Origin of the sequence: Caballeronia cordobensis (assembly GCF_001544575.2) — a bacterium.
Taxonomy (GTDB): domain Bacteria; phylum Pseudomonadota; class Gammaproteobacteria; order Burkholderiales; family Burkholderiaceae; genus Caballeronia; species Caballeronia cordobensis.
The window spans coordinates 1-23,457 of sequence record NZ_FCNY02000030.1 but is presented as its reverse complement, the minus strand read 5'-3'; the positions used below and the strand labels follow the sequence as shown (position 1 = coordinate 23,457).

At 62.5% G+C, this 23,457-nt stretch carries 18 protein-coding genes; 5 read left to right on the top strand and 13 right to left on the bottom strand.

The genetic code is table 11. The features are described from left to right. Positions 1-12: 12 nt before the first annotated feature. From AWB70_RS34735 to AWB70_RS34720, 4 genes are all read right to left on the bottom strand, one after another. Positions 13-1,038, bottom strand: a complete 1,026-nt coding sequence (locus AWB70_RS34735) for an MraY family glycosyltransferase (RefSeq protein ID WP_053568654.1) — start codon at positions 1,036-1,038, stop codon at positions 13-15. 147 nt (positions 1,039-1,185) lie between these two features. Beyond that, a complete protein-coding gene (locus tag AWB70_RS34730) occupies positions 1,186-2,172 on the bottom strand; it encodes an NAD-dependent epimerase/dehydratase family protein (RefSeq protein ID WP_053568655.1) in 987 nt (328 codons plus the stop codon). Beyond that, positions 2,169-2,993: a glycosyltransferase family 2 protein gene (locus AWB70_RS34725; protein ID WP_053568656.1), complete on the bottom strand. Its 825-nt coding sequence runs from the start codon at positions 2,991-2,993 to the stop codon at positions 2,169-2,171. The genes AWB70_RS34730 and AWB70_RS34725 overlap by 4 nt, the downstream gene beginning before the upstream one ends. Before the next feature lie 188 nt (positions 2,994-3,181). Continuing rightward, positions 3,182-4,510 carry a DUF2142 domain-containing protein gene (locus tag AWB70_RS34720; protein WP_235024417.1) on the bottom strand — a complete coding sequence of 443 codons (1,329 nt, stop codon included), beginning with the start codon at positions 4,508-4,510 and terminating at the stop codon, positions 3,182-3,184. A gap of 456 nt (positions 4,511-4,966) precedes the next feature. Here AWB70_RS34720 and AWB70_RS34715 point away from each other — a divergent pair, with 456 nt between their 5' ends. From AWB70_RS34715 to AWB70_RS34700, 4 genes are all read left to right on the top strand, one after another. Then, positions 4,967-5,917, top strand: a complete 951-nt coding sequence (locus AWB70_RS34715; RefSeq protein WP_053568658.1) for a glycosyltransferase family 2 protein — start codon at positions 4,967-4,969, stop codon at positions 5,915-5,917. Further along, positions 5,910-6,326, top strand: coding sequence for a GtrA family protein (locus tag AWB70_RS34710; RefSeq protein WP_053568659.1), 417 nt, complete (start codon positions 5,910-5,912; stop codon positions 6,324-6,326). Before AWB70_RS34715 ends, AWB70_RS34710 begins: the two co-directional genes overlap by 8 nt. A gap of 32 nt (positions 6,327-6,358) precedes the next feature. Beyond that, the gene (locus tag AWB70_RS34705) at positions 6,359-8,260 is read left to right on the top strand and encodes a hypothetical protein (RefSeq protein WP_053568660.1); all 1,902 of its coding nucleotides are present in this window, start codon (positions 6,359-6,361) and stop codon (positions 8,258-8,260) included. Positions 8,261-8,774: 514 nt separating this feature from the next. Beyond that, a complete protein-coding gene (locus AWB70_RS34700; RefSeq protein ID WP_143281739.1) occupies positions 8,775-10,448 on the top strand; it encodes a polysaccharide pyruvyl transferase family protein in 1,674 nt (557 codons plus the stop codon). Between the two features lie 86 nt (positions 10,449-10,534). Here AWB70_RS34700 and AWB70_RS34695 read toward each other — a convergent pair whose 3' ends face one another. The 5 genes from AWB70_RS34695 to AWB70_RS34675 all read right to left on the bottom strand — a co-directional run bounded on the left by AWB70_RS34695 (position 10,535) and on the right by AWB70_RS34675 (position 17,884). Then, positions 10,535-12,718 carry a glycosyltransferase gene (locus AWB70_RS34695; protein WP_053568662.1) on the bottom strand — a complete coding sequence of 728 codons (2,184 nt, stop codon included), beginning with the start codon at positions 12,716-12,718 and terminating at the stop codon, positions 10,535-10,537. A gap of 9 nt (positions 12,719-12,727) precedes the next feature. Continuing rightward, on the bottom strand, positions 12,728-14,023 hold the full coding sequence (locus AWB70_RS34690; protein WP_053568663.1) for a glycosyltransferase family protein: 1,296 nt from the start codon (positions 14,021-14,023) through the stop codon (positions 12,728-12,730). A gap of 45 nt (positions 14,024-14,068) precedes the next feature. Continuing rightward, complete coding sequence (locus tag AWB70_RS34685) at positions 14,069-16,246, bottom strand: glycosyltransferase (RefSeq protein WP_053568664.1); 2,178 nt, start codon at positions 16,244-16,246, stop codon at positions 14,069-14,071. 102 nt (positions 16,247-16,348) lie between these two features. Continuing rightward, positions 16,349-17,062 (bottom strand): ABC transporter ATP-binding protein, encoded by a 714-nt coding sequence (locus AWB70_RS34680; RefSeq protein ID WP_053568665.1) that lies wholly within the window; start codon positions 17,060-17,062, stop codon positions 16,349-16,351. Positions 17,063-17,065: 3 nt separating this feature from the next. Then, complete coding sequence (locus AWB70_RS34675; RefSeq protein WP_053568666.1) at positions 17,066-17,884, bottom strand: ABC transporter permease; 819 nt, start codon at positions 17,882-17,884, stop codon at positions 17,066-17,068. A 421-nt stretch (positions 17,885-18,305) separates the two neighbouring features. Between AWB70_RS34675 and AWB70_RS34670 the strand changes: the two genes are divergently transcribed. Next, positions 18,306-20,477: a glycosyltransferase family 2 protein gene (locus AWB70_RS34670; RefSeq protein WP_082378069.1), complete on the top strand. Its 2,172-nt coding sequence runs from the start codon at positions 18,306-18,308 to the stop codon at positions 20,475-20,477. An 18-nt stretch (positions 20,478-20,495) separates the two neighbouring features. Here the strand turns inward: AWB70_RS34670 and AWB70_RS34665 are convergent, their stop codons facing one another. The 4 genes from AWB70_RS34665 to AWB70_RS34650 all read right to left on the bottom strand — a co-directional run. After that, positions 20,496-21,410: a glycosyltransferase family 2 protein gene (locus AWB70_RS34665; RefSeq protein ID WP_235024414.1), complete on the bottom strand. Its 915-nt coding sequence runs from the start codon at positions 21,408-21,410 to the stop codon at positions 20,496-20,498. A 2-nt stretch (positions 21,411-21,412) separates the two neighbouring features. Beyond that, on the bottom strand, positions 21,413-22,312 hold the full coding sequence (gene rfbD, locus AWB70_RS34660; protein WP_053568667.1) for a dTDP-4-dehydrorhamnose reductase: 900 nt from the start codon (positions 22,310-22,312) through the stop codon (positions 21,413-21,415). 14 nt (positions 22,313-22,326) lie between these two features. Next, positions 22,327-22,878 (bottom strand): dTDP-4-dehydrorhamnose 3,5-epimerase, encoded by a 552-nt coding sequence (rfbC, locus tag AWB70_RS34655; RefSeq protein WP_060854249.1) that lies wholly within the window; start codon positions 22,876-22,878, stop codon positions 22,327-22,329. Then, on the bottom strand, positions 22,863-23,457 hold a 595-nt coding region (locus AWB70_RS34650), incomplete at its 5' end, for a sugar phosphate nucleotidyltransferase (protein WP_060854248.1). The genes rfbC and AWB70_RS34650, both read right to left, overlap by 16 nt.

Here is a 23,457-nt window from a genome sequence, read left to right as displayed (position 1 = left end):
CAGCTTGGACCCTCAAGATTGTCCGGAATGGCGCGTCTCATGACGCCGCCAACGCGAGTCGACCCACGCGCCCGCTGCCACAACCACGACTGCCCAGCCCGCCACTGCCGCCCACTGCCCCGCGAAGGGAAACCGCAGTGCCCAGTTTGCCAGCACGATGCCCGCCAGCATGAGCAGATACCACGTGAGCGCGGTGCGCGCATGCCCCATTCCGAGGCGCACCATGCGCTGATAGTAATGCTCCCGGTGCGCTTGCCAAAATTTTTCGCCGCGCGCGAGACGCCGCAGCAACGTCACCGAAGCATCCGCGATGAACGGCGAGAACACCAGCGCCGGAAACCAGACCGGCCACGCGCCCCGCTGCCAGCCCCAATAGCCGAACGCGCCGGCGAGAAAGCCGAGCGGGATCGAACCGGCGTCGCCGAGGAAAATGCGCGCCGGATGGAAGTTGAGCGTCAGAAACCCGAGCGCCGCGCCCGCGACGGCCGTGCTCGCAAGACCGAGACCGGCATCGGGCGCGGGTCCGGCCAGCGCCGCGAGCGCGTAGCCGCCGAAGCCGAAGAGCGCCATGCCGCCGGCGAGCCCGTCCGAGCCGTCCATGAAGTTGTAGAGATTGACGAGCCACAGCATCAGGAAGCCGACAAGCGCGAGCGCCCACCACGGCACGTTTGCCGGATGCGCGGCGATGACGAGCACGACCGCGACGATATGTGCCGCGAAGCGCACCCGCGCGGGCAAGCCGCGCCGGTCGTCGAGCTGCGAGACGGCGGCGAGGAAGACGGCGCAGGCGGCGACGAGCCACATCGACGGCGCGGTGACGATGAGCGCGATGACCGCGACCGGCACCACGCCCCAGCCGCCGACGCGCGGCGTCGGACGTTCGTGCAGCGAGCGCTCGTTGGGGATGTCCGTGGCGAGGCGCCACGCGAGGCCGGTGCGGATGAGCGTCTGAAGAATCAGCGCGCACGCGGCGAACGCCAATACCGCAACCGCCGACGCGGCCAGCAGCGGCGAAGCTTCAAAATACGAAAGCAGCATGCAGTGTTATCGAGTTGTCGAAACGAGGCCCTGTTCGTTCTGGCTACTCGTTTTCCGAAGAGAGCCAAAGGATACGCGAACGTTTGTCGAGTTTTGCTTTAACTGTCTGACGAACAAAGAAATTCACGTTGACGCGTATTTTAGCTTTCATGGCTTACGGTTACGAAACCACGCGGCCGTTGCGGCGAGTCCTTCGTCGAGCGATTGCGGCGCCTGCCAGCCGAGCGCCTCGCGGATGCGGTGCGAATCGACGCGCAGGCTGCCCGTCAGACGATCGATCTGCGCCGTCTTGCCCGCGACGCGCGCGAGGCCGCGCAATACGCTCGCCGGCACCGGCACGAGGCGCGCCGGCTTGCCGAGATGCTCGCCGAGCTTGCGGGCGAGCTCCGCCACGCTCGGATCGTAGCCGTCGGTCACATGGAACACGCGGCCCGCGGCGGCCGGATCGAGCGCGCATTCGATGGTCGCGCTCGCGAGATTGTCGACGGACACGAGACTGCGCCGCGCGTCGATCGCGCCGAGCGGCAGCGGCATGCCGCGCGCGATCGCGTTCATCATCGCGAGGAAATTGGCGCGCACGCCGGGGCCGTAGACGAGCGGCGGCCTGACAATGACGATTTCCAGCCCCGTGCGGCTGCCGAATTCGAGCAGTTTCACCTCGGCTTCGGCCTTCGAGACGCCGTAGGCATCGGGCGGATCGCGCGCGTCGTCTTCGGTGAAGGGACGGCCCGGATCGCGTTCGCCGAGCACCTTGATGCTGCTCATCAGAACGAAGCGCGTGACGCCTGCGCGGCGGGCGGCGTCGGCGGCGGCGAGCGTGCCATCGACGTTGATTGCCCGATACGCTTGCAGCAGCGCCTGCGCCTGCGATGTCGAGGTCTTCTGCGCGGCGGCGTCGCCCATCATGTGGACACGCGCGGCGAGGTGGATGACCGCGCCGCAGCCTTCGAACGCGTCCGGCGTGAGCGCGCCGAGATCGCCGATGCGGCGGGCGTCGACGCCGGGCTCGCACTGCGCGCCGCCCCGCACGAGGCCCGTCGCCGCGATGCCGCGCCCGAGCAAGGCACGGCTCACCGCCCGGCCGACGAAACCGTTCGCGCCGGTGATGGCGATGCGCCCGCTGGCTTCACTCATAGCCACTTCCAGCCGAAGCGGTTAAAAAAGCGGCACGCCGAGGTCACGAAGAGCTTGATGTGCGTCGAGCCTTTTTTCGACGCGCCGCCGCCGTGATGCAGGATGCGCACCGACGGCACGTACGCGATGCGCGCCACGCGGCGCGTGCGCAGGCTCAGGTCGTAGTCCTCGAAATAGAGAAAATAGCGCGGATCGAAGCCGCCGAGCGACTTCAGCACGTCGGTGCGAAAGAGCATGAAGCAGCCGCTCACGATCGGCGGATCCCACACGACATTCGTCTCGCCGATCACATCGCGCATCTCGTAGCGCGCGAGTCGGCGCGCGAACGGCCTGCGCAGCGCGGACGGCAGAAAACCGCGCACGAAGAGATCGAGGACGGCGGGATAACGGCGGCAGAGGAACTGCTGACGGCCGTCGTCGCCGCCGATCCACGGCGCGAGCAGGCCCGTTTCCGGCGAATCGCGCAGAAAGGCGAGCGCGCGGCGCAGGCCGTCGGCATTGAGTTCGACGTCCGGATTCAGGATCAGATGAAAGCGGCTTTGCGCGCGCTCGATCGCGAGATTGTGGCCGCGCCCGTAGCCCACATTGCCGTGCCCTTTGAGCACAACGGTGTCGAATTCGGCATCGGACGGGGTCGGCAGATCGGCCAGTTCGCCCGCATTGCCGTTGTCGATCAGATACAGGCACGGGCGGCCCGCGACGTCGTGCAACTGCGCGAGCGCGGCTTCGAGCGTCTCGACCGTGCGCGCGAGCAGCGCCGTGTCCGGGCGGTAGACGACGATGGAAATGCTGAGGGTGATCGACGGAGCGGTCGTGTTCATCGGACTGGCAGGTTGTCCGCGCCACGAAAAGACAAACGGACCGGCTGGGGGGTGGAAGACGGCTCGATTTTCCTTAATGTTGGGGGTTTCGGCAACACGCCTAGGGGCGTAAGACGCGCGCCGCCGGAAAAAAGATCGATCGGGCAGACTGTGCTTGCCAACGAGACAGAACTCCGTTACCGCCGGATTCAGTGCAGATAGAAGCGCTCGATCACGGCTTCGATCAGCCGCACGAACGTATAGCAAGGAAACAGGACGACGCAGGTCATGGCGGCCAGACGAATTCGCGGCCACAGGTTCGTCGAACCGCTCCCACCCATAGCAGGAATGGCTATTCCCAGCAGCGGAGCGAGCGCAAGAAAATAGCGCCCTTGAACGCCGTCCACGACGTTCTTCTGAACCGGCGTCCACGCGAGATAAAGCGAGCCGAAAATCATCGCGACGCTGATCAGCAACGGGATGAGGATCGTCATGCGCTGCATGGCGCGTGGCGGTGCCGATTCACGATCGCGCAAGGCCACGCTCAGGAGCGCCGCAATCAACATGACAAATGCGGCCTTGTAGTATCCGACGCCGAGAAATGTATCCAGCCAGCCCAGAATGCCCACGAAGCTGGTGAAATAAAACGCGCCCTGCACCCGCAGCGTCTCGACCGCGATCGATACGACAGCCGAAGGCGTGTGCAGCAGGTACGACAACTGGCCAGCGACGGAATGCTCCGGCCCGAAGTTCGACCATGCACGAAACCCGAACAGGACGATTCCCGCCACGGAAGCCGCGGCGCACGCGAGAAACAACACGAGGCGTCGCCCAAAACGATAAGCGCCCTCTTCGTCCATCACGATCGTCGGAATGAAAAAGAGGAACAGCAACCCCGCGTACGGAGGACGCGCAGACGCGCAGACGGCCAATACAGCGACGAGTCTCCATCGCCACCTTGCTGAGAGCGGCAGTCCGTTCGCGCTGAAGCGATCGATATAGGCGGCGAGAAGCAAGCACAGCGGAAGAATCGTTATCTCCTGACTGACCGATGAATAGATCATCAAGGTCGAAGGCAGAAGCGCGAGTGCAAAGAGCAGCGGCGCGACTCTGGGCGCGATTGCAATTGCCCATGCTGTAATCGATACGCTGATCAGCAAGTCGACCAGACACACGACAATATAAACATCTCGTATCTTGACGTCGAACGCGCGTCCGAGCGCGATCACGATGCCTTGCGGCACATACGTGTACGCCGGATAGATCGACGTATTCGGAAACACGGCGCGTGCCGTCGAATCGGACCATCGAAGGCGATCGGCGCGTTGTCGCATGTCGTCGGTTGCCTTGACGTCCGGATGGAACGGAATGACCGAATAGATATCCGAGAACTCGATTGCCGACTTATCCAATTCGCCGCCCGACGTGCCGTCGAATTTCTGCCCGAACGGCGTGCCGGATGAAATCTGAATTGCCCGCTCGAAATGGGCGATGGCATCGGGTGTCTGAAAAGGCGGCGTCGCGAATACGAGAAACACGCCCAGAAACAGCGAATAGAGAACGTACAGCTTATACAGCGTTCGGCCGCTGCACAGGCGGCTCGACGGTCCGACGGCCGTGGAGGCCCCATCATTCAAATGCACCGCTTCATCTCCGAGAGTCGCCGGCGTGCGGAAGAAAATATTGCGAAGCCGCCGCGAGCGCGGGGACAGCCGATCGGCCAAACCGGCTCGCCGGGTACGGGGAAACCACCTGCCTGAAAGGACGCGCCAGTGTACAGCAAGACCATCCGGCCACAGACCCGGCTAGCCCATGCTTCAGAACGGCATATGGCGGGCCGCGGTGAAAACTGCCATTGGTTTCGCAACGTGTTGAGAATGCGCTAACATTCCGCGGATCCCTTCTTAATATTTTGCGGATTTTTTCTTATCTCCGCGAAGAATTATCACGTGAAAACGGTTTTGCAAGCAAAATTAAACGCAACAAGCCGCCATATGAGCAATGAATCTACACCGCGCGTAGCAGTTGTCGTGCCTTGCTATAACGAGGCGGCGGCCATCGCCACCGTCGTTCGCGACTTCAAGGCGGCTCTGCCGGAAGCGGAGATTTATGCTTTCGACAACAACTCGACGGACGGCACCGCGAAAGTCGCCCGCGCCGCCGGCGCCCGGGTCATCACGGTGCCGCTGCAGGGCAAGGGCAACGTCGTGCGCAGAATGTTCGCAGACATCGATGCCGACGTATTCGTCATGGTCGACGGCGACGCCACCTACGACGCCTCGGCTGCGCCTGAGCTCATCACGATGCTCGTCGAGAACCGGCTCGACATGGTCGTCGGCTCGCGCCTGTCCGATGAGCAAACCGCGTATCGACTGGGGCACCGCCTGGGCAACGTCATGCTGACGGGATGTGCGGCCACCATCTTCGGCAGAACGTTCAAGGACATGCTCTCGGGTTATCGCGTGTTTTCGCGCCGTTACGCGAAGACCTTCCCCGCGCACTCGGCCGGCTTCGAAATCGAAACGGAGCTCGCCGTTCATGCATTGAGCATGCGTATGCCGGTCGCCGAGGTCGTGACGCAATACAAGTCGCGTCCGGAAGGTTCCGCGAGCAAGCTGAACACTTACCGCGACGGCTTCCGGATCCTGATGACGATCCTCAAGCTCTTCAAGACCGAAAAGCCTCTGGCCTTCTTCTCGACGGGCTTTGCCTTGTGCGTGTTGCTGTCGGTCGGACTCGCCGTGCCCGTCTTCGAGACTTTCATCGAAACGGGGCTGGTTCCGCGCATCCCGACCGTGATCCTGAGCAGCGGACTGATGTTGCTGGGTGCGATTCTGCTCATCTGCGGCATCGTGCTCGATACCGTGACGCGCGGACGCTACGAGAACAAGCGTTTCGCCTATCTCGCCATTCCGGCTTTGGAACCGGACGACACCGATGCATAAGGTTCACCGCGAATTCATTACGTTCGCGTTTGCCGGAGCATTCGGCTTTCTGATCGACAGCGGCGTTCTCTATCTCATGCTCTGGCTGGGCGCCGGTCCCTACGTCGGACGCGTGGTGTCCTTCCTGTGCGCGGTTTTCGCGACCTGGCAGATCAATCGCCGATTCACGTTCAAAGACGCGCAAAACTCACGCGGCGTTTGGCGCGAAGCCTATGAGTACCTGCTTGCGATGCTGGTCGGCGGACTCTGCAATTACGCTGCGTACGCGACCGCCATCAAGCTGCTCAGCGACACGGCCGTGCGCCCGCTGCTCGCTGTCGCAGTCGGATCGATTGCCGGAATGTTCGTCAACTTCCTCATCGCAAAAGTATGGGTGTTCAAGACTCACAAGGTCGAGCAAAGCCGATAGTCGACGACATATCGGGCGCAAGGCACGCGCCGATGAAACATCGGCACTCGCGGGCACTTGCACTGACGATTGCGAGCGTCGGGCTCGCGGGCTTCTGCTTCAATGTCGCCGCTTTCTATCCTGGACTGATCAGTTCCGACTCTGGCGATCAGTATCTTCAGGCGGTCCATCACAGCTTCTCCGACTGGCATCCCGTCTTCATGGCGCTGCTCTGGTCGTGGATGCTCAAGGTCTTGCCGGGCGCACTCGGCATGCTGATACTGATCTCCGCGGGCATCTGGGGAGGCGCGACCTGTTTTGCGTGGGAGTTGCGCCATCGATGGGGCTGGCCGAGCCTGCTCTGCTTTGCCGTTCCGCTACTGCCGGTGTGCCTCAACTTCTCTGGCCTTGTCTGGAAGGATGTCCTGCACGCCGCGTTCTGGTGGGCTGCGGCCGGCCTTCTTTTCCGCAGCCGCTCCTTCGCCGCGCGGAGCGGCAAACGCGCTTCCTGGTCGCTGACGGCGGGCATCATCCTGATCCTGTGCGGCGTCCTGGTGCGGCCCAACGGAATATTCGCCGCGACACCGCTTCTCATGTGGGCGCTGCATCGCCGTTCGATATGGACGACGCTGGTCGGCACGCTTGTTTGTTTGGCCGGCGTTGTCGCGTTATCGACAGCCTTGAGCGTGGCGCTGAACGTGGAGCGAACCCATGCCGTTTCGTCCGTCGAAGTCTATGGTCTCGGGGGAATGTCCTATTACACCGGCGAGAACTTGCTTCCGGGCCGGTGGTCCGCTCAACAGAGTCGAATGCTCGTCGAAAATTGCTACCGGCCGCACGCCTGGGACAACTATTCGTGGTCGACAGGACGCCCCCTCGATGATTGCCAGTTCGTCTCCACGGCATTGCGCGATCAGCAGTTGTGGGGCAGCAAACTGTTGATGACCACCTGGGTCACCGAGATTGCGCGTCACCCCGCGGCTTTTCTGCGTAGCCGGCTTGCAAGCTACCAATATTTTCTCAAGACACCTGGATTGAGGACATTCCTCGATTCACCCAATACGATCTCCGCGGGAAACATCGTGCCCGCCCGGTTGAACGCGTTAGCACGCCGGATCAACAGATACACGACCTTCGGCGTCGGTCTCGCTGCGTCGGTGCCCATATATTGGTCCGCGGTCTGCGCGGCCTGCCTGCTGGCTCTGGGGTTTCTTTGGGAGAGAAGTTCTTCGTGCGGGAAGTACGCCTTCGTGCTCGCCTGCTCGGCGGCACTCTATTCACTCACGTACTTTCCGATCGGTGTAGCGTCCGACCTTCGGTACTTCTACTGGTGCTATATCGCGATTGCGCTTGCGGTCATACTTGGCTTCGCCGAATTCTCGACGAAACGACGTGCATCCGGCCACACGAACCAAGCATCGACCGGCCTTAAGTTCATTGCTGTGACGCTGGCGACAGGTCTCATCTTCACAGCGCATTTCCCGGCGAACTGGCTCATGAGCACAGCGCCGATTTCGATTTCAGCCACAGGCGAGCGCAATCCTGCGGCCACGAGCAGCGATGTATGTCTACAGCAGGTTCGCGATGCGGACGGCGGCGTCACCGCGGGCGCGCTCTCAGGACACTGGACATTCACCGATGGCGCGTGGTGTTCGACGGGCTATCCCGCAGACACGATAACCTGGCAGGATCAGGGCAGCGGCGTGGCAGCGACGCTCGCATTCAGATCGCATAGTCAGTCCGGGATCGTGCGCGTCCAGTCCTCTGGTTTTGACGAGACGTTCGATCTCTACTCGCCTTCACCTGCCTGGAAGGACGTAACGGTGCCGCTCGTAAGACGAGACACGGCACCGAACGTGTATCTCCTCTCGTTTTTGGGCTTGCTGTGCGTGAACATACTGGTCTTGCTCTGGCTCGGAACGCGCCTTTTCGGAGACGGTCGCGGTTCGCGCTGACCGGTTCATGCTTTAGGGCGCGCTGATGTGATGTGAGGCCGCGCGCGAACCCTGTATTTCCAGCGTCCCCTGCGGGCGTGAGCGACAGGATATTGCATCGGTAAGTTACAAAAATTGATAAACTGGACTCGTGTCATTTCAATGCACGTTTTGAACGGCTTCTTTTCTGGCAGCCTTCAGTTCCGCCGAACGAATACTTGCCTGGCTTCAGCCGCACAAAAATGGATGAATTTCCGCACGAAATGCCCAAACCACCGCGACGTGCCTCGAAGATATACCGGCTTTATTCGATTTTCGTCGATGTGGAGAGACCGTGCACCAAGTCGACACGCCTCTTGCGGAATATGAGCGTTCCTCTCGCTCGGACCACTGGCGTGACATGCCAATCAGACCGCAGAGGCATTGAAGCGCTTGGTGGCGCCGCAGTCTTTTCCGCGCGCTTTCGCAAAGCTCTTCCGCGTCCCCTTCAGACGATCCACACGCTAAAGCGCTCTCTCGTTTGAGCCCCGAACCTATGCAATCATTCTGTTGCTACTGCGACGAAGCTAGCTCCTCAGCCCTGGACAGCCTCGACGAAAAAATCTTTCTGTTGGGCAGCGATTTCGGCTATCCCAACTTCGGCGACATTGCGCAGTTATTGAATTCGATCGCGCTGCACCGACGCCTCGGCCGATACAAGATAGTGCTCGTCATGTCGACTGACGCCATCGGCGACCCTGAATTTCCCGAGTTCATGCGACGTACTTACGACGCCGATGCAATCGTTTTCGTGTCTCCCGTCGCGCGCGATTTCGAAGACAGCGGATTGAGTCTTCAGCGAATCCGTACGATGCGCAATATCAGCGCACTGCATCTGTACGGCGGCGGATTTCTCAACGATAAGTGGGGCGAATACTACCTGCCCATCATCGAGTATTTGCTCGCAACGATTCAACCGGCGCTCTATTTCGCGTCCGGTCTGCAAATCACGAGGCCCTTCGAATCGCGCGTGCTGGAACATCTCGGCAAATATCCGGCCGCTCTGTTCGGCGTACGCGACGAGCTTTCGTACCAGTGGATGACCGAGGCCGGTTACGAACCCTCGTTCTCTTTCGACGACGCCACGGAAGAATTGCAAAAGCTGACGGCCAATCTGCCTCTGCGTCGAGGCAACGGCTTACTGATGCACATGAATATCTCCGGCTATACCGGCAACGCGACGAACCCGGCAGGCATACCGCGCGAGCTGGCTATCCTCGCCTCGAGCGCGGCGGCACGTTCGGGCACGACGATTCTCCAGGCTTACGGCGACCGCCGGCTGGACGTCTTCGACGCGCGCGAAGCCATCAAGGAGCTCGAAAGAACGTTCCCGTTTGCGGACTATCGCGTACTCGAACTCGCGCAACTCGCATTCGGCCGATGGCCTACGCTGGCCGCTCCCGTCGAAGGCGCGATCGGATATTCCTCGTCTTACCACGTGGCGCTGTGGCTGCAGCTTGCCGGTATTCCGTGCTGGTTGCGCGGAAGCAATCTCTTCTATCAGCAGAAACGTGATGCCTTGCAAGTCGAACAGGACTTCGATGCATTCATGCAAGACCCGCATCTGGCCAATCATTCGAGCAACCTGGAACGGCGTGGCGCCTGGCTCGCGAAGGTCGAAGATCTCGTTCAACGCGCTCCGTCCCTGGCGCGGACCATCGATGTGTCCTACCCGAACGAAGCCGCGCCCGTGCCTTGGCGATTCAAGGGCAACGGGATGCGGCAATGGGCCGAGCAATCGAAATACGTGAATCAGAAAATCGCGACGCTGGATGCGCAAGTGGCCGAACTGCATTTGCTTCTCGGTTCGGAGCGTGAAAAGTCTGGCGCGCTCAATGCGCACATCGGCCAGTTGAACACGGCCAATCGAGCGGAACTTCAGCGAACGCAGGACGTGATCGCCGAATTGACCGCGGCCAATCAAGCAGAGCTTCAGCGTACTCAGGACGCGATTGCCGTGAATCAAGCGTTGAACGCGCAAGTGGCCGAATTGAGCCAGCAGGTGGCCGCAACAGAAACTCAATGCAATGCCGCGACTGCGCAGAACCGGCAGTTGCTGAACTCTCGCACCTGGCGTATGACCAAGCCTTTACGCTTCGGAGCAAGCGTGCTCCGCGGCGATTGGGCCTCGGCACGGGCGCGCCTGCGTCGAATGCTCGACAAGTCCTGAGAGAGAGGGATTGGCGGGAGCGGCTCTCGCGCCCGCCTCTGGCGGAAACCGGCTCGACAAGCATCGCGATGAAATGATGCTGCTTCTCAGCCTCGAGACCGCAAACGCCGCAGCATTCCCCGGGCGACTCTCGCGCCTTTACGCGCGAGACGCGCCACCCAAGGCGCATTGCGCTGTGCCCAGCTCTGCAGTTTCAATACAGCGAACACCGCCCGGCTACGCTCGAAGTGGTTCAACCGCGCCTGCATCGCTTCGACCCGTTCCATCAGCGCCTCCGCCTCCGCACCCCTGCTCGTTCCGGCTTCCACGACGTAGAGCGGCATCCGCAATACGCCCGTGCGCCACGTCTTCTTGCGAATGAGGTCGTGATAGAGCGACCGATGACGCGCCAAACGCTCGGGCGTGTGATACATCGACTCCTGGCGGCGCCGGTAGAAGAAGTGAATGCCATTCGTGACGACGAAGCGCTTGCCCGCTGCCGTCGCGCGCATGTACATGTCCCAGTCTTCGTAAGCCTCCAGCTCTTCGCGATAGCCCAATTCGCGCAAGACGCGTGTGCGCGCGAGACATGTCGCCGTGGAGAACCGGTTCTCGTACATGCCGATCGCCGCAGCCTCGCCAAAGAACACCGCGTAGTCCGTGAACGCCACCTGCCGGCCGATCTGCCCCTCGTCGGCGTCCAGGAAGAAACCGGTCTGCGGGATGACGAAATCGTAGCCAGGCCGCGCAGTCAGCGCGCCCACCGCCAGCTCGATGAATCCGGGGCTGATCAGATCGTCGGCATCGAGGGTTAGCACATAGTCGCCGCGCACGTGGGTCAATGCGACGTTGCGCGTAGCAGCGAGCCCGAGATTCATTTCGTTGCGCACGATGCGCAAGCGCTCGTGAATGCCCTCAAGCCGCTCGATTGCAAGCTGACTGAAGCGCTCCGTCGAACAATCGTCGACGACCACGAGTTCCACGTTCGCATAGGTCGATGCGAGCACGGAGTCGATGGTCCGGACGAGATAGTGACCAAGGTTGAAATGCGGCACGACGACCGACACCAGCGGCATCGAATCGACGGCCGGAGCGTCCGCGCGAGGCTTCGGCGCGAGCGTCCACGGCGCCGCCGTCTGCGGAACGCGCACGATATCGCGCGCGCCGCCCTTGATCGCGCGCCCAAGCGCTGCGGCAAGGCTCGGGGCGCCGCCGTCGAATTTGATGCTGTTGACGTCGTCGATCCAGGGCGAATGTTCGCCGAAAGCCGGGTTCGTCGCGTTCACCACGCATATCCCTCCCGACATCGATGCCTCGTACGCCGCAAGGCAAAACGACTCGAACGGCGACGTGAACACGCAGACGGAACGCGACACGGCATTGTGCCGCTCGGTCACGTTCAGCTTGTCCAGGAACTGGAAGCGCTGGCGAAGATCCGCTGGCACCATGCGCTCGATGCGCTGCTGATAATTTTCGTCGGACGAGTGCGCGGCGAACACGATCGAACCGCGATAGTCCGGATTCGCGCGAAGGAAGCCGCAACACCCTCGCACGAACAATTCCGGGCGCTTGAGATGCTGGATCTTCGACGAGAAGACGATATTCGTATCACTCGACGGTTCAATGGATCGCGCAGCGACCGCGCCGATATCCAGCACGACCGGCGACGCATGCAGCACGAGGCGTGCATTCCAGTCGTCATCGGCGAATGCGAAGAAGGCCTGCATCGCGCGGGCCACTTCCGGCAGTTGCGCGACGATCACATCGCAATCGGCGAGCGCCTTGCGCTCCAGGTCGTAGACCGCGAGCGCGCGTTTGTCGACGGGGCGGCTGTCGACATCCGCAAGCAGGCTGTCCGCCGTATGGAGCCTCACGGCAAGCACGGTATCCGCGAACGCGCGGCCCAGCAACTTTTCCTGCAGCGACGCAAAGGCGAGGCCGCCCCAGTCATGAAACTCGACATAGTCGAGGCTCTTCTCCGCCGCAAGACGCAGAAGCCCCTGCATCGCGCGGACCGACTGCCAGTGCCACTCCGTAGCCGTGAATGCCCACTCCGGGGGATAGCTGATGCCGTCGTCGTCGACGAGCCGATAGGTCTCGCGGGACGCGACGATCAGCCTGACCTTCGGATAGAGCATCTCGAAGCGCGCGGCATCGAACTCGTCGCCCACCCAGACGACGGCGGTGCTCGCCAACTCCTGCTCGCTCGACACCGAGAGCATGTTTGCGATCGACCGGCCAATGCCACCGTGCGTGAAGGGGAACAGTTCTGTCGTGACGAATACTCTCATGGGCGGCCTTCAGATCTCCAGGAATCCAAGGTATCGCTCACGCGACAACTCGAGCAATGCACGTTTGTAATCGTTCATCATATCTTGCAGTTCCCCCGCCTCGATGCCGAGCACGCTGTCGATGCGGCGCGCCACATCTTCCACGCTCATCGGGTTGTCGACCGCGGTGGCGCGGACATACGCGTGATCCTCCAGCCCGTCGAGAAAGAGCGGGCCGCGCACGCACGGCGTTCCCACCGACATCGCTTCGAGGTCCACCATCGGATGACAGTCGATGGTCGTCACGTTAAGGACGATGTCCATCGTCGCCATCATTTCGAGCATGCTCGTGTGATCGCGATAAGGCACTTTCTGCACTTTCGGCGCGAGCCACTCGGGCAGATCGAAGTCCTTCGCGACGACGAAAACCTCGCTGACGCGATCCACGGTCTGCGCGGCCAGCACATTGGTCGCGAGGTTCTTGCGCAAATCGTTCCACGACGGGGCGAGCGCGCTGCATTTATCGCCGCGGTGCGCACGATGCGCGATCGCCCCATCGGCGAAGCGCGGCGGCATGTTCACGAGTTGCGGCGCGAAATTGCGCTCGCCGACGATCGGGCCGAGGCCGCGCCGGATCGCGCTGAAGCGGCGGACTTTGCCTTCGCGCGCCATTTGAATGGCGCGTTGCGCGAAACGCCGCTCGTCATCCCACACCCACTGCGTCGTGGTGCCGTGCCAGACCAGATATTGCTGGTCGTATCCGGCTTGCGTCAGCGAGCGCGACAGTGCGTACATCGGATCGGAGATGCCATGCAGCACGAGCTTTTCGACGCCCTGCTCCTGCAGCAGCCCCATGATGAGTTCGATCTCGCGCACCGGTATGCCGCTCGTCGAAGGAATCGAAAGCTTCCAACCCGGCAACGCGCCGACAGCCGAACGCATGCCCACCCAGTCGTGATGAAAGATGTGGCAGACCTTCCGGAAACGCTCGTCGGGATTGGCGTACATCGTGTCGCGCGTCGCCTGCCACTCAAACGTGCGCTCGGCGGGGAACGCACGCGCGAAGCTTGCTTGCGCGGAGTCGTCGCTTGCCTCGGGAACCGCATGTATCGGCTCACACTCCGCATGCACCTTTGCGATGGTCTGAAACAGCCGCTTGCGCAAGTCCTGATTGTCCCGCAGCGATTTCATTTCGCGCTGCTGGTCGTCGATGGTGCGCTGCAATGCCTCGACCTGCCTGGCGAGAACCGTGTTTGCTTCAGCGAGATCATACAGACGGCGCTCCGCCTGCGCGGACTCGCGAGAGTTCGGGTTATCGGGTGTCATACGTTATCCTGATATTTTCGGCCGCATCCGGTCCTGCGCCGGGCGCTATTTCGCACGATGTCCGGCGCGGGCCTTCATCACGAAGGCAGCAACGCGTCTAAACCCCAGTTGCACGGGTTTGGGCAAGCGGCTCGCAAGTTCGCGCGCGCGCAGCGCCGCCTTCACGACCGCGCTGTTCTCGTAGGCGGCCAGTTGCGCGCGCAGGAGCGCAAGAGCGTCACTGTCGGCCGCCCCTTCCACGATATACATCGGCAAGGTGTTCTGACCGATCCTGATTTCCTTTCGACGCACGATCTCGTGGTAATACGAGTTGATACGGCGCAATGCCGCCTCACTGTGAATCATCGAGCCGGCGCGCCTTCGATAGTAGAAGTGCACGGCATTGGTCACGATGAAGCGCCGGCGCGCCATGACCGCGCGCATATATAAGTCCCAATCCTCGTACGCGCTCAGCGATTCATCGTAGACCAGTCCGCGGAACGCCTCGATGCGTCCCATGATCGTCGCGGTTGAAAAGCGGTTCTGCAGCAGTCCGGACGCGCGCGCTTCGCCAACGAAGGTCATGCATTGCGGCCACGGCGAGCGCGCGGGATCAGCGTCCGGCGCATCGTCGAAATAAGCGGTTTGCGGCACGACGAACGATACTTCGGGATGACGCTCGAGCGCCTTCACGGCAACAAAGACGAAGCGCGGGTCGATTAGATCGTCGGCGTCGAGCGTGAGGGCGTACATGCCGCGAGCATGCGCGAGCGCAAGATTGCGGGTCGCCGCAAGCCCGAGATTCTGCCGTGACCGGACGACGCGAATCCGCGGATCGGCGCTCGCCGCCAGACGCTCGACGACTTCGACGCTTTCTGCATCGGTCGATGCATCGTCGACCACGATGACTTGGAGATTCGCATGGTCCGACGCGAGCGCACTCGTGACCGACGCTTCGAGATAGGCGCCAAGATTGTGATGCGGCACGAGCACGCTGACGAGCGGAAGCGCCGTAACGGCCGTTGCTGGTTCGGCCTCGTGCAATGCGATCGACTCCCATGGGCGCGCATGCGCCGGCGACCGCGCCACGGCCACAGCAGCGCCGGCCGCGAACGCTTTCGTAAGTGCGCGCGAGAGATCGGCGGGCGTGCCGTCGAACTTGACGCAGTTCTCGTCGTCGGTCCACGGCGTCGCCTCGGCGAATGCGGGATTGGACCGGTTCACGATGCACAGCGCACCGGACAACGACGCTTCGTAGGCCGCGAGGCAAAAAGATTCGAACGTATTCGGGAAGACGCAGACCGAGCGGCGTATCAGTTCATGCCGCGCCTCGCTGTCGGCATCGAACTGAAACGAAAAGCGATGTGCCAGATCGGCCGGCACGAGACGGCGGATTTCTTCGCGATAGACCGGATCGGGCGCCATCGCGAGCACATGCACGATGCCGCGATACTCCGGATGCTTGCGCAGGAAGTCGCTGCATCCGCGAACGAAAACGTCAGGCCGCTTGATGCGCTGGATCTTCGACGAAAACGCGATGGGCGTGTCGTTGCCCGGCACGATCGATGACGACGCGGGCGCGCCGTGATCGAGCACGACCGGCGGCGCATCGATGACGAGCCGGGGCAGCCATTCGTCATCGGCGAAATCGAAGAAGGTCTGCATCGCGCGCGCGGTGGCGCTCACTTGCCCGATGACGACGTCGCAATCGGAAAGCGCCTTGCGTTCGAGATCGTAGAGCGCGAGCGACGAGCGATCGACCGGATTCGATTCCATCGCGTTTAGCACGCTGCCCGAAGTGTGGAGGCGCACGGCCATCGTAGCCCCTTCGAACGCGAGCCCGAGGCGCTTTTCCTGCACGGAGGCGAATGCGACCGCGCCCCAATCGGGGAATTCGACGTAGCGCAGGGGACCGTGCTCGCGCTCGAGGCGCTTCAACGCCTGCATCGCGCGAACGGAATCCACGTGCAGCGGATGAGTCGTATATTGCCCGGCCGGCGGGTAGCGAAAGCCGTCATCCCGCTCCGCGTAAGTCGCCGGCGACGCATCGACAAGCAACACGCCCGGAAAGCGCTCCGCGAATCGCGACGCGTCGATCGGCTCGCCGAGGAACACGACGGCGGTGCCGTGCGCCTCGGTGCTCGTCGAGCGATGCGCATCGAGCATGTTCGTCAACACGCGGCCGATACCGCCCTGCGTGAAGGGGAACAACTCGCTCGTAACGAAAACGGTCAAACCCAGCATAGGCTATTCGATATTTGACTGAGGTTTGCCATGAATCAGGAAGCCGAACCATGCCGCCGCGGGCGCCAGCATCGCAGCTCCGCGTTGAGCCTGCGTCCAGATTCAGATGCGGCGCACGTCCTTGACCGTGCCATGCTCCAGCTCGACGATCACATTGCAGAGATCTTCGATGATCTTCGCGTTATGGGACGCCAGCACGAGGATATCCGCCTTCCCGACGAACTCCTGCATGTGCGCCTCGGCTTTCTTGACAAAGTTCGCGTCGCCGACGGAAAGCCACTCGTCCATCAGCAGGACGTCGGCGTGCACGCTCGTGACGATCGCGAACGCGAGGCGCAGCACCATACCGCTGGAATACGTGCGCACCGGCATGTTCAGGTAGTCGCCGAGCTCGGAAAAATCGGCGATCTGCGGCGTGAGGCGCATCATGTCCGCCTTCGACGCGCCCAGGATCAAGCCCCGTAGCACGATGTTCTCGTAACCGGTGGCTTCGTAATCGAGCCCGAGCGTGAGATCGAGCAGGCTCGTGACGCGTCCCTGCGAGCGGAATGAGCCCGCAGTTGGCTCGTAAATGCCCGCGAGCAGGCGCAAGAGCGTGGTCTTGCCTGCCCCGTTATGGCCGACGAGACCCACGCGATCGCCCGCGCTCACTTCGAGGCTGACGTCGCGCAGCGCCTCGACGACGGTGAGCTTGCGGCTGTCCGCGGCGATGCGCCCGCCGGTCGCCGCCGACAGCACCATTTGTTTGAGCGAGCGATTGCCTGCGCCATAGACCGGGAGATGCAGGCTGCAGTTTTCGAGTTTGAGGAATGCCATGTCTTAGATCCAGAACGCGATGCGAGAACGGAAGCGAATGAAGAGCGGAATCGCAATCACATAGAGGACCAGTGTCGTGATGCCGGCACCGATATAAACCTTGGGATTGAGCCCGGCGCCGTACATCGGCGCGCGCACGAGTTCTACGAACATGTAAAGCGGATTGAAATCCATGACGTACGCGCGATGACCGAGCGCCGACGGCTTCCAGAAGATCGGCGTAAGGAAGAAGGCCAGTTGCACGACGCTGCCGACGATCGGCTGCATGTCGCGAAAGCGCGCACAGAAAATGCCGAGAATGATGTTGAGCGGGATCGCGGCGAGCACGATGATGAAGAGCCCCGGAATCGCCATGAGCCACTCGACGCGCGGTGCGAGTCTCAGGTACAGCATCACCGGGATATACGCGAGGATGTTGTGCGCGAAGAAGAGCACGTTGCGATACACGGTGCGGAAAACGTGCAGCGTGATTGGCAGGCGCACCGACCGCACGATGCTGTCCGAGCCGATGAACACCATACAGCCGTCGAGAATCAGCGTCGAAATGAGACCCCACGTGATGATGCCGAGCGCGAGGTAAGGTACGAACTCCTCCGTGCTGATATTGAGGAGCGCGCCGTAAAGCGGGCCCATGCCGGCGATCGTCACGACCATCGTGAGCGTGATCCAGAACGGCCCCAGCACCGAGCGCCGGTAGCGCTGGCGAATGTCCTGCCATGCGAGCGTCGACCAGATCGTATAGGCTCGAATGCCGTCGAGCACGTCGCGCGAGGCAAGCGCTGCTTTCGTCTCGCCGCCTCGTACCGTAATTTGTCGTTGCATTGTAAAGTTAGACCCTTTAAATTCCAGATGAGCGGTTCCGCCATGCGGCGATCGTAGCCCGGAGCGCAGCGAGTAACGGCGCGCATGCTCTGCGCTAGGCGGAACTGAACGCGGCCCACGCCGCGCGACCGGCACGCCTGGAAGGCGGCCTGCCTGAATATCGAGGCCGTATTGTAATGGTCGAGGCCCCGAATCTCCAACGTGCGGCAGGCGCACGCGCGGCAGCCATACAGCTCGCTCTGCGCTCACTCTCGACGGACTTCCGACCGTCCGGGACCCGTCCGGTTCATCCGCGTTACTTTTCGAAGCATTTTTTGCGGTCCCGGCGTCCGGTTCCGGTCCGATATAATCTGCGATCCGCCCGAAATACGGGCACGAGAGATGGCACGGCGCCCGCCGGCCGCAGGCAGCCCGCACCCGAATGACCCTACCTACTCCGCGCGGCACCGCCCCGCCCCCGCAAAACACCGATACCGTGCCGGAGCACGTTCCCGGCGGCGCGTCGGAGGCCGATCGCATCGCAGCGCTCGAAGCAACGGTCGCCGGGTTGCAACGGCGGCTCGCGTCTTCCGGGCGCGCGGATCAGGCCGCCGAGGATCAACAGAAGACCATTGCGTTGCTCGAAGCAGAACTGACCGCGCTGCGCACGTCCCTGTCGTGGCGCGTGACGGCGCCGCTGCGCGCCGCATCGGTGCGCGCGCAACAGGCGAACCGGTCGTTCGAGTCAGCCGCGCGCGCCGTCAGGATGCGCGGCGGCCTGCGTTCAGCGCTCGCGCATTACTACGCGATCTTCCGCAAGGAAGGCATCGACGGCATCGTGCGGCGCGGACGCCGCATTCTCGCGAGCGAGCAGTTCGAAGACAGCCCCGAAGCCTATGCGAGCTGGATCGAGCAACACGACACGATCGACGACGCCAAGCGTGACATCCTGCGCGCGCGGGCAGCTGCGCTGCCGAGGCAGCCGCTGATTTCCGTCCTCGTTCCGACCTACAACAGCGACATTGCGTTTCTGCGCGCGATGATCGAATCGGTGCTGGCGCAGGTGTATCCGCACTGGGAACTCTGCATCGCCGACGACGCCTCGCCGCATCCCGAGGTCGTAGCGACCTTGCGGGAGTACGCCGCGCGCGATTCACGCATCAGAATCACGCTTCGCGAGCAGAACGGCCACATCTCCGAGGCGAGCAACAGCGCGCTGGCGCTCGCCACGGGCGAATTCGTCGCCCTGCTCGATCACGACGACATCCTGCCCGAACACGCGCTGTATAACGTCGCCGCGGCCATCAACGCACATCCCCGCGCGCGCCTCTTCTATAGCGACGAGGACAAACTCACGCCCGAAGGCCGGCGCAGCGCGCCCTACTTCAAGAGCGACTGGAACCCCGAGCTGTTCCTCGTACAGAATCTGTTCTCGCATCTGGGCGTGTACGAAACGGCGCTCATGCGACAGGCCGGCGGCTTCCGTAAGGGTTTCGAAGGGAGTCAGGATCACGATCTGGCGCTACGTTGCATCGAAATCGCAGGGCACGACGCGGTCCATCACATTGCGCACGTGCTTTATCACTGGCGCATCGTGCCGGGCAGCACCGCGGGCGCCGGCACTGAAAAGCCCTACGCGCTCACGGCCGGCATCCGCGCGGTCGAAGAACATCTCGCGCGCGCCGGCGTGCGCGCAACGGTCGGACAGGTCGCGAGCGATATCGGCTTGCTGCGCGTGCGCTATGCGCCGCCCTCGCCCGCGGCACTCGTTTCCATCGTCATTCCGACGCGCGACGGCGTCGACTTGCTGCGACAGTGCATCGAGAGCGTTTTCGCGAAGAGCACGTATCCGAACTTCGAGATCATCGTGGTCGACAACGGCAGCGTGAAGCCCGAGACGCTCGCCTATTTCGACACGCTGAGCGCGCGGCCGAACGTGCGCGTGATCCGTGATGACCGCCCGTTCAACTTCTCGGCGCTCAATAATGCGGCCGTGGCGCTCGCACGCGGAGAATTCGTCTGCCTGCTGAACAACGACATCGAAGTGATTTCGCCCGACTGGCTCGAAGAACTCGTGTCGATTGCCGCGCAGCCCGGAAACGGCGCGGTCGGCGCGTGCCTCTGGTATCCCAACGACACCTTGCAGCACGGCGGGGTCGTGCTGGGGCTGGGCGGCATCGCGGGCCATATGCACTACAAGATGCGGCGCGGCACCTTCGGCTACTTCGGGCGCGCAGTCGCCATGCAGAATCTTTCCGTCGTGACGGCCGCCTGTCTCGTGATCCGCAAGTCGATTTACGAGGAAGTGGGCGGCCTCGACGAGCAGTTCGCCGTTGCCTTCAACGATGTCGATTTCTGCATCCGCGTGCGCGAAGCGGGCTATCGCAACGTGTGGACGCCGCATGCGGAGCTGTACCATCACGAATCGGCGACGCGCGGCTCCGACATGGCGCCGGAAAAGTTTCAGCGCTTTCAGCGCGAAGTCCGGCTCATGGAAACCCGCTGGGGCGACAGCCTGTTGCGCGATCCGGCTTACAACCCGAATCTCTCCCTCGACACGTCGAAGCGCCCGTTCGCGCTTGCCGACGAGCCGCGCATCGGGCAATTCGACTGAGCGGGCTTGCGCGCGCGTTCAGGCCAGCGGGCCGAGCCGTCCGATCAGCCCGTGCCACAAGCCGCGTAGAGACATCTTCACGTGCGTGCGGCCATCGGGAACGAAGCACGCGTAGATCACGAGGCGCACCGGCAGCTTGATGAGCTCGGTGGATTTCCACGTAGACGGCACATAGCCGCGCTTGAGCAGTGTGACGGCGTTCCGGAAAAGGTAGTAATGCCGCACGGGGCTGTGCATCGGATAGTTTCGCCCGAACGCACGAACGGGCTCTTCGCCAAGTTCGTGCGTCATGCTGATCCAGGGCACGCCCAGCACACGGAAACCTCGCGATTTCGCGCGAATGCACCACTCCGTATCGACAAAATCGATGAAAAGCGCATCGTCCATCGGACCGACATCGCGCCAGCACGCGAGATTCACGCAGGAACCGGAACTGATGAGAAAGTCGACGTCGAGCGGCACGTCGCCCGCCGGCGTCACACGCTGGAGCTTGAAGTATCCGAAGCGCACGAACGGGGCAAGCCCGCGCAGACGCGCATCTTCATAAGCCGGTCCGACGAGCGCCACGCGCTCGCCACGCGCGAGGCATGCGCGCATCACGTCCTTCAGCCCGCCGATGAGCTCGAGCGTCGATTCGCTGTCCTGGTCGAACAGCATGGCAAGCTCGAAGCCATCCGCGATCAGCCGCTCGATGCCCTGATTGAGGGCCGTGGCAATGCCGACATTCGCGTGGTTCGGAAGATACACGACGGATTCGTCGAGCAACACGCGGGTGCGTTCGCTCTCCGCGCGTGCGGGCGTGTTGTCGACGACGATGCATCGGCACCAGCGCGAAAGCCGGTTCGCCCTGTCGATGCAACTCGAATCCGGGTTGTAAAAAACCACCACGGCGCCGAGCCGGTCGAGGCTCGCTTCATCTGCGCGATGCGGCACGTTCAGCGCGACGCCAGACACAGCGCGAGCGCTTCGCGCCAATCCGGCGCAACCAGACCAAACGTGCGGGCCAGTTTGGCGCCATCCAGCCGGGAGTTGGACGGGCGCCGCGCAGGCGTCGGATAATCCGACGACGGAATCGGAATCACGCGTGGCGGATGTTCGAGCTGCGCTTCGGCGAAGATCGCCTCTGCAAAACCGGCCCACGACGTCGAACCACTCGACGTGAGATGGAAAACGCCGCTCTTCTCTCGCGCCCAATCGGCGAAATCCGTTCTGTTCGCGACGCCCTGCGCGATGACCGATGCCGTCAGTGCAGCAATCGTCGCCGACCAGGTCGGAGCGCCGATTTGATCGGCCACGACGCGCAGTTCGTCGCGTTCGCGCCCGAGCTTGAGCATCGTCAAAAGAAAGTTGCGGCCGCGCAATCCATAGACCCAGCTCGTGCGGAACACGAGATGCGATGCGCCCGAAGCGGCAATCGCCTGCTCGCCTTCGAGCTTGGTCGCACCGTAGACGTTTTGCGGGGCAGTCGCGTCGTCTTCGCGATAGGCATGCGTGCCCGCGCCGTCGAACACGTAATCCGTCGAATAGTGGACGAGCAAGGCGTCGAGGCGCTTCGCTTCTTCGGCAAGGAGCGCGGGCGCCTGCACGTTGATGGCGCGTGCGGCTGCGGCATCGCTTTCGGCCTGATCGACCGCGGTGTATGCAGCGGGATTCACGATCACCGCAGGCTTCAGCGACCGAACGCACGCGCGAATGCTAGCCGGATCGGCGAGATCGAGCGCGGCTCGGTCCAAGGCGACGACTCGTCCGAGTCCTTGCAAGGAACGTCGTAGTTCGAAGCCCACCTGACCGTTCACGCCCGTGACGAGAATCGTGCGTTGCGCGCGGGCGGTCATGACTTTCTCTTCATTCAAGCGAACACCTCAGCTTCCGACAAACGCTTCCCCGCCGCATCCTTCGCCGCGAGCATGGGCTCGAAGTCAATCGGCCATTCGATGCCGATATCCGGATCGTTCCACACGATGCTGCGCTCGTGCGCCTGATACCAGTAATCGGTCGTCTTGTAGAGAAACTGCGCGGTTTCGGACAGCACGACGAAGCCGTGCGCAAATCCCGGCGGCACCCACAATTGACGGTGATTCTCCGCCGACAAATGCACGCCTACCCACTTGCCGAAGTTCGGCGAGCTCTTGCGGATGTCCACGGTGACATCGAACACTTCGCCTTCGACCACGCGCACGAGCTTGCCCTGCGCATGTTGAATCTGATAGTGCAGCCCGCGCAGGACACCTTTCGCCGAGCGCGAGTGATTGTCCTGCACGAACTCGACGCCGCCTTCCACGTGCTCCGCGAATTCGCGCGCGTTGAAGCTCTCGTAGAAGAAGCCACGCGCATCGCCGAACACCTTCGGCTCGATGATCTTGACTTCGGGCAGCGCCGTAGCGGTTACTTGAATTGCCATGCGACCTGGTCCTTCGGAAGGTTGAGCAAATACTGACCGTAAGCGTTCTTCGCAAGCGGTCGCGCGAGTTCGAGCAGTTGTTCCTCGCCGATCCAGTTCTTGCGGTACGCAATCTCTTCGGGACACGCCACCACCAGTCCCTGACGCTTCTGCAAGGTCGCGATGAACGTCGCCGCCTCGATCAGCGAATCGTGCGTGCCCGTGTCCAGCCACGCGTAGCCACGTCCCATGATCTCCACATCGAGACGCTTGCGCTCGAGATAACGCGAATTCACATCCGTGATCTCCAACTCGCCGCGCGCCGACGGCTTGATGTCCGCAGCAATGTCGCACACCTCATTGTCGTAGAAATACAGCCCCGTCACCGCGTAATTCGAACGCGGCTTCGCAGGCTTCTCTTCGATCGACAGCGCGCGGAACTTCTGGTCGAACTCGACCACGCCGTATCGCTCCGGATCGTGCACGTGATAGGCGAACACCGTCGCGCCATCGGTGCGGCTGTTGGCGGCATCGAGTTGCTTCGCCAGATCGTGCCCGTAGAAGATGTTGTCGCCCAGAATCAGCGCCGACGGATCGTTG

Excerpts from the sequence above, each read along its gene's own strand:
- AWB70_RS34735 (WP_053568654.1), bottom strand. The coding sequence starts at position 1,038 with ATGCTGCTTTCGTATTTTGAAGCTTCGCCGCTGCTGGCCGCGTCGGCG.
- AWB70_RS34730 (WP_053568655.1), bottom strand. The coding sequence starts at position 2,172 with ATGAGTGAAGCCAGCGGGCGCATCGCCATCACCGGCGCGAACGGTTTC.
- AWB70_RS34725 (WP_053568656.1), bottom strand. The coding sequence starts at position 2,993 with ATGAACACGACCGCTCCGTCGATCACCCTCAGCATTTCCATCGTCGTC.
- AWB70_RS34715 (WP_053568658.1), top strand. The coding sequence starts at position 4,967 with ATGAGCAATGAATCTACACCGCGCGTAGCAGTTGTCGTGCCTTGCTAT.
- AWB70_RS34710 (WP_053568659.1), top strand. The coding sequence starts at position 5,910 with ATGCATAAGGTTCACCGCGAATTCATTACGTTCGCGTTTGCCGGAGCA.
- AWB70_RS34705 (WP_053568660.1), top strand. The coding sequence starts at position 6,359 with ATGAAACATCGGCACTCGCGGGCACTTGCACTGACGATTGCGAGCGTC.
- AWB70_RS34700 (WP_143281739.1), top strand. The coding sequence starts at position 8,775 with ATGCAATCATTCTGTTGCTACTGCGACGAAGCTAGCTCCTCAGCCCTG.
- AWB70_RS34695 (WP_053568662.1), bottom strand. The coding sequence starts at position 12,718 with ATGAGAGTATTCGTCACGACAGAACTGTTCCCCTTCACGCACGGTGGC.
- AWB70_RS34690 (WP_053568663.1), bottom strand. The coding sequence starts at position 14,023 with ATGACACCCGATAACCCGAACTCTCGCGAGTCCGCGCAGGCGGAGCGC.
- AWB70_RS34685 (WP_053568664.1), bottom strand. The coding sequence starts at position 16,246 with ATGCTGGGTTTGACCGTTTTCGTTACGAGCGAGTTGTTCCCCTTCACG.
- AWB70_RS34680 (WP_053568665.1), bottom strand. The coding sequence starts at position 17,062 with ATGGCATTCCTCAAACTCGAAAACTGCAGCCTGCATCTCCCGGTCTAT.
- AWB70_RS34675 (WP_053568666.1), bottom strand. The coding sequence starts at position 17,884 with ATGCAACGACAAATTACGGTACGAGGCGGCGAGACGAAAGCAGCGCTT.
- AWB70_RS34670 (WP_082378069.1), top strand. The coding sequence starts at position 18,306 with ATGACCCTACCTACTCCGCGCGGCACCGCCCCGCCCCCGCAAAACACC.
- rfbD (WP_053568667.1), bottom strand. The coding sequence starts at position 22,312 with ATGACCGCCCGCGCGCAACGCACGATTCTCGTCACGGGCGTGAACGGT.
- rfbC (WP_060854249.1), bottom strand. The coding sequence starts at position 22,878 with ATGGCAATTCAAGTAACCGCTACGGCGCTGCCCGAAGTCAAGATCATC.